Origin of the sequence: Streptomyces sp. NPDC060027 (genome assembly GCF_042737005.1) — a bacterium.
Lineage (GTDB): Bacteria > Actinomycetota > Actinomycetes > Streptomycetales > Streptomycetaceae > Streptomyces.
Window position 1 is genome coordinate 1 of the sequence record NZ_JBHWVI010000247.1, and the last position, 12457, is coordinate 12457.

Sequence of the window (12457 nt, forward strand, 5' to 3'; positions counted from 1 at the left end):
GATAAAACATCCTCACCTCGCCAGCCAGCTGTCTAATTTTAAACCCAGCGCACCCGTACCACCGGTGATGAGGACGGTGCCGCGGGGCTGCCAGCGGCGGGTGGCCGCCCGTGCCGGTGCGTGGGCGAGCCGCCGGGCGAAGACGCCGGAGGAACGGACGGCGAGCTGGTCCTCCTCCCACCGGCCCGTCAGCGCCTGTCCCAGCACGTCGGCCAGGCGTGCGGCGGCCTGGTCGTCGACGGACTCCGGCAGGTCGATCAGGCCGCCCCAGCGCCGGGGCAGCTCCAGGGCGACGGTGCGGCCCAGGCCCCAGACCTGGGCGTGCCGGGCGTCGCGTACGGCGTCGGAGCCGCTCACGGCCACCGCGCCCGAGGTGAGGCACCACAGCGGGGCGTCGACGCACGCGTCGCCCAGGGCCTGGACGAGCAGCAGGGTGGGCAGCACGGGGTCGCCGGTGACGAGCAGGGACAGCACGCCGTCGACCGGTCCGATCCCGGCCAGTTCCCCGGCCAGACCGGCGCGGTCGCTCGCAGCGCCGACGACCAGTGTCTTCAGAGTGGCGCCGCGGGCGGTGAACGCGGTGCGGACCGCGGCGGTCTGCTCGTTCTCCTCCTCCGGCACGGCGAACAGCCAGGTGCCGCCGATGCCGGCCGACGCGGGCTCGCCCAGGCGCTTCCACGACTCGCGGTAGCGCCGGCCGTCCACGGTGGACTGCTCCTTGCGCTGCCGCCGCCACGACGACAGCCTCGGCAGCACGTCGCTGAACGCGTCCCCTGCCCCGATGTCGAGCGTCTCGGTGAGGGACTGCAGGTCCTCGCGCTCGACGGTCTCCCAGAACTCCGCGTCCACCGGATCCACCGCCGGGGCGGCGGCAGCGGTTTCCGGGGCGTCGACCCAGTACCGCTCGTGCTGGAAGGCATAGGTCGGCAGGTCGGTCTTCCGCGCACCGGCGAAGAACGAGCTCCAGTCCACGGACACGCCGTGCGTGTGCAGATGGGCCAGCGCCGTCACGACGGCCTGCCGCTCGGGACGGTCGGCCCGGAGCACGGGAACGGTGACGATGTCGTCCGCACAGCCCTGCGCCATGCCGCTCAGGACACCGCCCGGACCGATCTCGATGAAGGTCTTCACGCCCAGGTCGTGCAGGGTGCGGACGCTGTCGGCGAAGCGGACGGTCTCGCGCACGTGCCGGACCCAGTACTCGGGGGTGTAAGCCTCGACAGGCTGACCCGTGAGGTTGGAGACGACGGGGAGCTGCGGCTGCTCGAAGGCCAGGCCACGGACGACCTCGGCGAAATCCTCCAGCATCGGGTCCATCAGCGGCGAGTGGAACGCGTGACTGACTTTCAGCCGGGACGTCTTACGGCCCTGCTCGGCGAAGCCCGCGGTAATCGCCAGGACCGCCGTCTCGACACCGGAAACCACAACCGACGAGGGGCCGTTGACCGCGGCGATGCTCACCCCGTCGGTGAGGTGGGGCAGGACTTCCTCTTCGGTGGCCTGCACGGCGACCATCGCGCCGCCCGCGGGCAGTGCCTGCATCAGTGCGGCACGCGCGGACACCAGTTTCGCCGCGTCGTCGAGGGACAACGCACCGGCCACGTGCGCGGCGGCGATCTCGCCCACGGAGTGGCCGGCGACGAAGTCGGGCCGGACGCCCAAGGATTCGAGGAGCCGGAACAAGGCCACCTCGACCGCGAAGAGGGCGGGCTGGGTGCACCCGGTCCGGTGAAGCGTTTCGGCATCGACGTCGACGGGGGCGTCCAGGTGCGCGCACACCTCGTCGTAGGCCGCGGCGAAGGCGGGGAACGCCGCGTACAGTTCGCGCCCCATACCGATGCGCTGCGATCCCTGCCCGGAGAAGAGGAAGCCGGTCCTGCCGCCGGCCGGGCGCCCCAGCAGCACACGGGACGAAGGGGTCCCGGCGGCCAGGTCCGCCAGCCCGAGGAGCAGTTCCTCACGGTTCCTCCCCACGACCGCGGCCCGGTGACGCATGGCCGCGCGAGTCGTGGCCAGCGACAGTCCGACGTCCTGGGGCCGGACCTCGCCCCGTACCAAGGGCAGCAGCCGGGCCGCCTGGGCCCGCAGCGCCGCGTCGCTCCTGGCCGAGAGCACCCACGCCAGGGGGCCGTCGGCGGGAACCCCCGCGGGCTCCTCGTCCTGGGCCGGCGGGGCCTGCTCGATGATGGTGTGGGCGTTGGTGCCGCTGACGCCGAAGGACGACACGGCAGCACGGCGCGGGTGATCGGTCTCCGGCCACTGGACGGCCTCGGTGAGCAGCCGTACCGCGCCCGCCGACCAGTCCACGTGCGGCGTCGGCTCGTCCACGTGCAGGGTCCGCGGAAGCACTCCGTGGCGCATGGCCATGACCATTTTGATGATGCCGCCGACGCCCGCGGCCGCCTGCGCGTGGCCGATGTTGGACTTGAGCGAGCCCAGCCACAGCGGCCGGTCCTCCGGCCGCTCCCGGCCGTACGTGCCGAGCAGTGCCTGTGCCTCGATGGGATCGCCCAGCGTCGTGCCCGTGCCGTGCGCCTCGACGACGTCGATCTGGGCGGGAGACAGGCCGGACGATGCCAGCGCCTGGCGGATCACCCGCTGCTGCGCGGGGCCGTTCGGCGCGGTCAGACCGTTGGACGCACCGTCCTGGTTGACGGCGCTGCCACGGACGACGGCCAGCACCTGGTGCCCGTTGCGGCGGGCGTCGGACAGCCGCTCCACCAGGAGCAGGCCGACGCCCTCGGCCCAGCCGGTGCCGTCGGCCCCGGCGGCGAACGGCTTGCACCGGCCGTCGGGGGCCAGCCCGCGCTGGCGGCTGAACTCCACGAACGCGGTAGGCGTGGTCATCACCTGCACGCCGCCGGCCAGCGCCATGGAGCACTCGCCGTTGCGCAGCGCCTGGATCGCCCAGTGCAGCGCCACCAGCGACGACGAGCACGCCGTGTCGACGGTGACCGCCGGGCCCTCCAGGCCGAAGGTGTAGGCGATGCGACCGGACATCACACTGGCGGAGTTGCCGGTCCCGAGATGGCCGTCGGACTCGCCCCCCACCCCGACCAGGAGGTTGACGTAGTCCTGGTAGCCGGAGCCGACGAAGACTCCGGTACGGCTGCCGCGCACCGACTCCGCGTCGATACCGGCGCGCTCGAACGCCTCCCACGTGGTCTCCAGCAACAGCCGTTGCTGCGGATCCATCGCCACGGCCTCACGCGGGCTGATCCCGAAGAACTCCGGGTCGAACTCCCCCGCGTCGTACAGGAATCCGCCGTGCTGCGCGTACGTCTTCCCCGTCGCCTCCGGGTCCGGGTCGTAGATGTCCTCCACGTCCCAGCCCCGGTCCGCCGGGAACCCGCCGACCGCGTCACCACCGGCGGCCACCAACTGCCACAGGTCCTCGGGCGAGCGCACCCCTCCCGGATACCGGCACGCCATGCCGACGATCGCGATGGGTTCCTGGTCCTTCTCCTCGACCTCGCGAAGGCGCTCCCGGGCCTGACGAAGGTCTCCGGTGACGCGCTTGAGATACTCGAGAAGCCTGTCTTCGTTGCTGCTCATCCGCCTCATCCGTCCTCGGCTGTCGTTAAAGGTAGAGCGCCAAGAACTAGGAAATTTCTAGATCTTGATCGATCAGATCGAAGATGTCGTCGATCGTCGCGTCCTGGAGCTGTCGCTGCGCGTCGGCGGATTCCGCGCCTTGCTCTCCGGCGGAATTCACCAGGGACAGCAGTTCCTGCAGCCGCCTCCGCACCCCCGACCGGACCGTCTCCTCGGCCGAGGCGGCCGTCGAGATCACCGACTCCAGCCGGTCGAGCTCGCTGAAGACCGACACCTCCTCCGGGCCCGTCTCGCCGGTGAGTTCGCTCCGCAGGTGGCGGGCGATCGCCTCGGGCGTCGGGTGGTCGAAGACCAGCGTCGCGGGCAGGGTCAGGCCGGTGTCGGCAGTGAGCAGGTTGCGCAGCTCCACCGCGGTCAGGGAGTCGAAGCCGAGGTCCCGGAACGCCAGGTCCGGTTCCACCGCCGCGGATCCGCTGTGGCCCAGTACCGCCGCCGCGTGCGCGCACACCGTGTCCACGAGCAGGCGTTGCTGTTCGCCTTCGGACAGCGTGGACAGCTTCGCCCTGAGCGCGGACGGCTCCGCGGTCTGCTCGGCGGGCTCCTCCGCGAGGGCGTCCCTGACCTCGGGCAGGTCGCTCAGCAGCGCGCTCGGCCTGCCGACGGTGAACGGGACGACGAACCGCTCCCAGTCCACGTCGGCCACGGTGACCGTGCCGTCCCCGCCGCTCAGCGCACCGTGCAGCGCGGAGACAGCCCGGTCCGGCCGCAGCACGGTCAGGCCGCGCTGTCGCAGCCGCTCCTCGTCCCCGGCGTCGGCGACCATGCCTCCCTCGCCCCACGGGCCCCAGGCGATCGCGGTCGCGGTGAGGCCCCGGGCCCGCCGGTGCTGCGCCAGGCCGTCGAGGAAGGCGTTCGCGGCCGAATACGCGGCCTGCCCGCCGCCTCCCCACACACCGGAGACGGAGGAGAAGAGGACGAAGGCGTCCAGCTCCTGATCGCCGAGCAGTTCGTGGAGGTGCGCGGCCCCCACGGCCTTCGCGGCGACCGTCGCCGCGAAGTCGCCGAGGCTCGTCTCGGCGAGCATGCCCGCCTCGGCGGTGCCGGCCGTGTGGACGACGGCGTTCACCGGGTGCTCGGCGAGCAGCGCCGCCACCGCGTCGCGGTCGGCGACATCGCACACGGCGAGGGTGACGCGCGCTCCCAGCTCCTCCAGTTCGCCCTTGAGGCGGGTGGCGCCGGGCGCGTCGGCGCCGCGGCGGCCGGTGAGCACCAGGTGCTCCGCACCGGCACCGGCGAGCCAGCGGGCCACGTGCCCGCCCAGCGCACCCGTACCACCGGTGATCAGCACCGTGCCGCGCGGCGACCACGAACGGTCGCTCCGGGCTGCGGGCAGACGCGACAGGCGCCGTGCGAACACCCCGTGGTCGCGGATCGCGACCTGGTCCTCAGCCGACTGGCCGAGCACCGCGACGAGGCGGCCGGCGACCCGGTCGTCGACCGCGCCGGGAAGGTCGACGAGACCGCCCCAGCGCCGCGAGTGCTCCAGCGCCGCCACCCTGCCCAGACCCCAGACCAGGGACTGGTACGGGTCCGCCGCCTCGTCGGCGGAGTTCACGCCCACCGCGTTCCGGGTCGCGCACCACAGCGGGGCGCCGATGCCCGTGTCGCCCAGGGCCTGGACGAGCAGCACGGAGAGCGTGACACCGACGGGCATCGCGGCGGCCTGCGGGGCGGCCTCGCCGTCTACGGCGAGCAGCGACAGGACGCCCGCCACGGTCTCGTCCCCGGCCGCTCGGGCGAGTTGCGCGGTCAGGTCCTCACGGCCGGTGGCCGGCTCGACCGGGACCGGCAGCGGGGCCAGGCCCCGCTCGGCCAGCGCGCGGAGGCAGACGGCGACCCAGTCGTCGCCGAGCTGGGCGGCGCTGACCGGAACCAGCCATATGCCGTTCCGGGCAGGGTCCTCAGGGGAGGGATCGGGTATCGCTTTCCAGGTGACGCCGTAGCGCCAGCCGTCCACGGTGGACTGCTCCTTGCGCTGCCGCCGCCACGACGACAGCCGCGGCAGCACGTCGCTGAACGCGTCCCCTGCCCCGATGTCGAGCGTCTCGGCGAGGGACTGCAGGTCCTCGCGCTCGACGGTCTCCCAGAACTCCGCGTCCACCGGATCCACCGCCGGGGCGGCGGCAGCGGTTTCCGGGGCGTCGACCCAGTACCGCTCGTGCTGGAAGGCGTAAGTCGGCAGGGGAACGCGGTGAGCGCCGGGGAAGAGGGCCTGCCAGTCCAAGGAGGCGCCGTGCACGTGCAGTTCGGCGAGCGCCGTCACGACGGCCTGCCGCTCGGGACGGTCAGCCCGGAGCACGGGAACGGTGACGATGTCGTCCGCACAGCCCTGCGCCATGCCGCTCAGCACACCGCCCGGACCGATCTCCACGAACGTGCTCACACCCAGATCACCCAGAGTGTCGATGCCGTCGGCGAAGCGCACCGCCTCACGCACGTGCCGCACCCAGTACTCCGGGGTGTACGCCTCGGCCAGGCGACCGGTGAGGTTCGAAACCACCGGAATCCGCGGCTCGTCGAAGGCCAGACCACTGACGACCTCCGCGAACTCCTCCAGCATCGGATCCATCAACGGCGAATGGAACGCGTGACTGACCTTCAGACGGGACGTCCTACGACCCTGTGCAGCGAACACCTCGGTAACCGCCGCAACCGCGTCCTCCGCACCGGAAACGACCACGGACCGCGGGCCGTTGACCGCCGCGATCCCGACGCCGTCGGTCAGATGCGGCAGCACCTCGTCCTCGGTCGCCTGCACCGCCACCATCGCACCACCAGCGGGCAGCGCCTGCATCAACGCCGCCCGCGCCGACACCAACCTCACGGCGTCGTCCAACGACAACACCCCGGCCACATGCGCGGCGGCGATCTCACCCACCGAATGACCAGCCACGTAATCCGGCCGCACACCCCACGACTCCAGCAGCCGAAACAGCGCCACCTCCACCGCGAAAAGCGCGGGCTGAGCGCACCCCGTTCGATGCAGGCTCTCGGCATCGACGTCGACCGGCGCCTCCAGACGCGCACACACCTCGTCGTACGCATCGGCGAAGACGGGGAACGCCGCATACAACTCACGCCCCATACCGATCCGCTGCGAACCCTGACCCGAGAACAGAAAACCGACCTTGCCTCCCGGTCGGCCCTGGACGACTCCGGGCGACGGCGTTCCGGCTGCCAGGCGTTCCAGTCCGCGGCGGAAGTCGTCACCGCTCTCGCCGATGACGGCCGCCCTGTGGCGCAGGGTGCTCCGGGTGGTGGCCAGCGAGAAGCCGACATCGGCCGGTGACGTGCCGTCCTCCACGAAGTCCAGCAGTCGTCGTGCCTGGTCGCGCAGAGCATCGCTGGTCTTGGCGGAGAGCACCCACGGCAGGAGCGCCGGGGCGGGAACGGCTGGGGCCTTTTCGGCCGGGGCCGGCGGGGCCTGTTCGATGATGGTGTGGGCGTTGGTGCCGCTGACACCGAAGGACGAGATCGCGGCACGGCGCGGACGGTCCGACTCGGGCCAGTCGACGGCCTCGGTCAGCAACCGGACATCACCGACCGACCAGTCCACATGCGGCGTCGGCTCGTCCACGTGCAGGGTCTGCGGAAGCACTCCGTGGCGCATCGCCATCACCATCTTGATCACACCGGCGACACCCGCGGCAGCCTGCGCGTGACCGATGTTGGACTTCAACGAGCCGAGCAGGAGCGGCCGTTCACGCTCCTGGCCATAGGTCGCAAGCAGCGCCTGCGCCTCGATCGGGTCACCCAGCCTCGTGCCCGTACCGTGCGCCTCCACCGCGTCGACATCGGCGGTGGTGAGGCCCGCGGAGGTGAGTGCCTGCCGGATCACCCGCTGCTGCGCGGGACCGTTCGGCGCTGTCAGGCCATTGGATGCGCCGTCCTGGTTGACAGCGCTGCCGCGAACCACCGCCAACACCTGGTGCCCGTTGCGGCGGGCGTCGGACAGCCGCTCCACCAGGAGCATGCCGACGCCCTCGGCCCAGCCGGTGCCGTCGGCCCCGGCGGCGAACGGCTTGCACCGTCCGTCGGGGGCCAGCCCGCGCTGGCGGCTGAACTCCACGAACGCGCGCGGGGTGGACATGACCATCACGCCCCCGGCCAGCGCCATGGAGCACTCGCCGTTGCGGAGGGCCTGGACCGCCCAGTGCAGGGCCACGAGCGACGACGAGCAGGCCGTGTCGACCGTGACGGCCGGTCCTTCCAGGCCGAGGGTGTAGGCGATACGGCCGGACATGATGCTCGCCGAGTTGCCCGTGCCGAAGAAGCCCTCGGAGTCGTCGATCGCGTGGAAGGCCTGGGCGGCGTAGTCCTGGTATCCGGAACCGACGAAGACTCCTGTACGGCTGCCGCGCACCGACTCCGCGTCGATGCCGGCGCGCTCGAACGTCTCCCACGTGGTCTCCAGCAACAGCCGTTGCTGCGGATCCATCGCCACGGCCTCACGTGGGCTGATCCCGAAGAACCCCGGGTCGAACTCCCCCGCGTCGTAGAGGAATCCACCGCGGCGCGTGTACGTCTTGCCGGACGCGTCCGGGTCCGGGTCGTAGATGTCCTCCACGTCCCAGCCGCGGTCCGCCGGGAACTCGCCGACCGCGTCGCCGCCGGAGACCACCAACTGCCACAGGTCCTCGGGGGAACGCACCCGGCCCGGGTAGCGGCACGCCATGCCGACGATCGCAATGGGGTCGTCGTCCTCGGCGGGCGCGGCGGCGGCTTCCGGTGAGGCCGCGACGGTGAGGCCGGTGAGCTCGGTGCGCAGCTGCCGGGCGAGTGCCTGGGCGTTGGGGTGGTCGAAGACCAGTGTGGGCGGCAGTGCGAGCCCGCTCTCGGCGTTGAGCTTGTTGCGCAGTTCGACGGCGGTCAGGGAGTCGAAGCCCAGGTCCTTGAAGGCCCGGTCGGCCTCGACCTCGCCGGCGCTGTCGTGACCGAGGACGGCCGCCGCGTGTGTGCGGACGAGGTCGACCAGCAGCGCGTGCTGCTCGGTCTCGGGCATCCCGGTGAGGCGGTCGGCCAGGGGGGAGGCGGCGGCCGTGCCGGGCCCGCCGGCGGTGCTGCCCGCGGTGAGGATCCGGTCGGCCTCCGGGAGGTCGCCGAGCAGGGCGCTCGGGCGGCCCAGGGTGAACGGGGGCAGGAACCGCTCCCAGTCGACGTCGGCCACCGTGGCGGTCGCCTCGCCGGATTCCAGCGCCTGCCGGAGGCCGGCCACAGCGAGCGTGGCGGGCATCGGGATCAGGCCGCGGCGGCGCAGTCGTTCGTCCGCGCCGTCGGCTTCGGCCATGCCGCCGCCGGCCCACGGGCCCCAGGCCACGGCGGTCGCCGGCAGGCCTTGGGCCCGGCGGCGTTCGGCGAGTCGGTCGAGCAGGGCGTTGGCCGCCGCGTAGGCGGCCTGATGGCCGCTTCCCCACACGCCGGCGATGGATGAGAAGAGGACGAAGGCGTCGAGTTCCCGGTCGGCGAGGAGCGCGTCGAGGTGCAGGGCGCCGGCTGCCTTGGCGGACAGCACGTCGGCGAAGGAGCCCGGTGTCATGGCCTCCAACGGCTCCAGGTGGTCCACGCCCGCCGTGTGGGCGACGGCGTTCACCGGGTGCTCGGCGAGCAGCGCGGCTAGCGCCTCACGGTCGGCGACGTCGCACGCGGCGACGGTGACCCGGACACCGGTCGCCTCCAGCTCTGCGAGGAGACCGGCCGCGCCCGGCGCGTCGAGGCCGCGGCGGCTGGTGAGCACAAGGTGTTCGGCACCGGCACCGGCGAGCCAGCGGGCCACGTGCCCGCCCAGCGCTCCCGTACCACCGGTGATCAGCACCGTGCCGCGCGGCGACCACCGCTGCCCGGCCCGGGTGTTCCTGCGGGCGGCGGTGTGGGACAGCCGGCGGCCGAACACGCCGCGGGCGCGGATCGCGATCTGGTCCTCGGCCGACTGTTCCTCGACCGACTGGCCGAGCACCGCGGCGAGGCGGTCGGCGACCCGGTCGTCGACCGTGTCCGGGAGGTCGATCAGACCGCCCCAGCGCGGCGCGTGCTCCAGCGCGGCGACCCGGCCGAGGCCCCAGACGGCGTTCTGAGTGGCGCTCGGCACCGTGTCCGCACGGCCGGTGAACATGGCGGACCGGGTCAGCGCCCACAGCGGGGCGTCGATGCCGGCGTCGCCCAGGGCCTGGACGAGCGCGAGGGACAGCGCGATGCCGACGGAGAGAGCCGGGTGTCCGGTGTGGGGACGCTCGTCGGTGCCGAGCAGGGAGATCACCCCGTCGACCGTGGTCTCCCGGACGGCGTCGCCGAGCTGCCGCAGCAGTGCGCCGCGGTCGGCGGCCGGGTCGACCGCCACCCGGACCAGCCGGGCCCCGCGGGCGGCGAGCCCGTCGGCGACGGCGGCGGTCCACTCGACAGCCTCGGCGTCCGCGGTGTCCTCGGTGACCAGGAACAGCCAGTCGCCCCGCAGTTCGTGCGCCCGGAGGCCGCTGAGCGGTTTCCAGCCCGTGCGGTAGGACCAGCCTTCCGCGGCGGACTCCTGGCGCTGCTGTCGCCGCCACGCGGACAGCCGGGGCAGCACCGCGTCCAACTGCTCGGCGGGCAGGTCGAGGGTGGCGGCGAGGGACTGGGTGTCCTCGCGCTCCACCGTCGCCCAGAACCCGGCCTCCACGGCGTCGGTCCCCGCGACGGCGGCGGCCGTGGGCGTGGTGGTCTCCAGCCAGTACCGCCGGTGCTGGAAGGCGTAGGTGGGCAGGTCGGCGCGCCGGGCGCCGCGGCCGGCGAAGAACGCCTGCCAGTCGACGGGAACACCGTGCACGTGGAGTTGCGCGAGGGCGCCGGTGATCGCCTCGGGTTCGGGGCTGCCGGACCGTGCGGAGGGAACGGTGACCGCGCCGTCCAGGCAGCCCAGGGTCATGGCGCTGAGCACCGCGCCGGGGCCGGTCTCCACGAACGTGGTCACGCCCAGCCCGGCCAGGGTCCGGATGCCGTCGGCGAAGCGCACGGCCTCGCGGGCGTGCCGGACCCAGTAGTCCGGTGTGTACGCGTCGATGAGCTCACCGGTGAGGTTCGAGACGACCGGTGTCCGGGGTGTCTCGAAGCGCAGACCGCCGACGACGCGGGCGAAGTCCGCCAGCACGGGGTCCATCAGCGGCGAGTGGAACGCGTGGCTCACGGTGAGCCGGGAGGTCTTGCGGCCCTCCCGGGCGAAGTGGTCCGCGACGGCGGCCACTGCGTCCTCGGCTCCGGAGACCACGACGGACTGCGGGCCGTTGACCGCCGCGATGTCGGCGTCGTCGGTGAGCTGCGGCAGCACCTCGTCCTCGGTGGCCTGGACGGCGATCATCGCCCCGCCGTCGGGCAGGGCCTGCATCAGCGCGGCACGAGCCGTCACCAGTGCGGCCGCGTCCTCCAGCGACAGGGCCCCGGCCACGTGGGCGGCCGCGATCTCGCCCACGGAGTGCCCGGCCAGGAAGTCCGGCCGCACGCCCCACGATCCGAGCAGGCGGTGCACGGCAACCTCGTGCGCGAACAGCGCCGGCTGGGTGAAGACGGTGCGGTTCAGCTCCTCGCCGTCCTCGTGACCGTTCTCGCAGAAGGCCACGTCCCGCAGTGGCCGGTCGAGGTGCCGGTCGAGGTGGGCGCACACCTCGTCGTACGCCTCCGCGAAGACCGGGAACGCCTCGTACAGTTCCCGCCCCATGCCGATGCGCTGCGAGCCCTGCCCGGAGAACAGGAACCCGACCTGGCCGGCGCCGGCGCGGCCGAGAGCGACGCCGGGAGCGGGCGCCCCCGAAGCCAGGGCCCGCAGTCCCTCGGCGATCCGGCCGTGGTCGGCACCGACCACGGCGGCGCGGTGCTCCAGGGCGGTCCGGGTGGTGGCCAGCGAGAAGCCGACGTCGGTGAGGGACGGTTCGGCGCCGTCGGCCGTGAGGGACAGCAGGCGCTCGGCCTGGGCGCGCAGCGCGGCCTCGGACTTGCCGGACAGGACCCACGGTACGGCCGGCGAGGCGACCTCGACCGGTGCGACGGCGGCCGCTTCGGCCGGCGGGGCCTGCTCGATGATGGTGTGGGCGTTGGTGCCGCTGACACCGAAGGACGAGATCGCGGCACGGCGCGGACGGTCCGTCTCCGGCCAGCCGACGGCCTCGGTCAGCAGCCGCACCGCGCCCGCCGACCAGTCCACGTGCGGCGTCGGCTCATCGGCGTGCAGTGTCCGCGGAAGGACGCCGTGGCGCATCGCCATCACCATCTTGATCACACCGGCCACGCCGGACGCCGCCTGGGCGTGACCGATGTTGGACTTCAGCGAGCCGAGCCACAGCGGCCGGTTCTCCGGGCGTTCCTGGCCGTACGTGGCGAGCAGCGCCTGCGCCTCGATCGGGTCACCCAGAGCGGTGCCCGTGCCGTGCGCCTCCACCGCGTCGACGTCGGCCTCGGTGAGCCCGGCGGAGGCCAGGGCCTGGCGGATGACCCGCTGCTGCGCCGGGCCGTTCGGCGCGGTCAGCCCGTTGGACGCCCCGTCCTGGTTCACGGCGCTGCCCCGTACCACCGCCAACACCTGGTGCCCGTTGCGGCGGGCGTCGGAGAGGCGCTCCACGAGCACCACGCCCACGCCCTCCGCCCAGCCGGTGCCGTCGGCGCCGGCGCCGAACGCCTTGCACCGTCCGTCGGGGGCCAGCCCGCGCTGGCGGCTGAACTCCACGAACGCGGCCGGTACGGCCATGACGTTCACCCCGCCCGCGACGGCCATCGTGCTCTCGCCGCCCCGCAGCGACTGGATGGCCAGGTGCAGGGCGACCAGGGACGACGAGCACGCCGTGTCGATCGTGACGGCGGGCCCTTCGAGTCCGAAGGTGTAGGC

At 73.1% G+C, this 12457-nt stretch carries 2 protein-coding genes; both read right to left on the reverse strand.

The annotated features are described in order from the left end of the window. Positions 1–12: 12 nt before the first annotated feature. Positions 13–3555 (reverse strand): type I polyketide synthase, encoded by a 3543-nt coding sequence (locus ACFWBT_RS36870; RefSeq protein ID WP_385707432.1) that lies wholly within the window; start codon positions 3553–3555, stop codon positions 13–15. Between the two features lie 46 nt (positions 3556–3601). Beyond that, a partial coding sequence (locus ACFWBT_RS36875; protein ID WP_385707434.1) for a type I polyketide synthase occupies positions 3602–12457 on the reverse strand: 8856 nt, incomplete at its 5' end.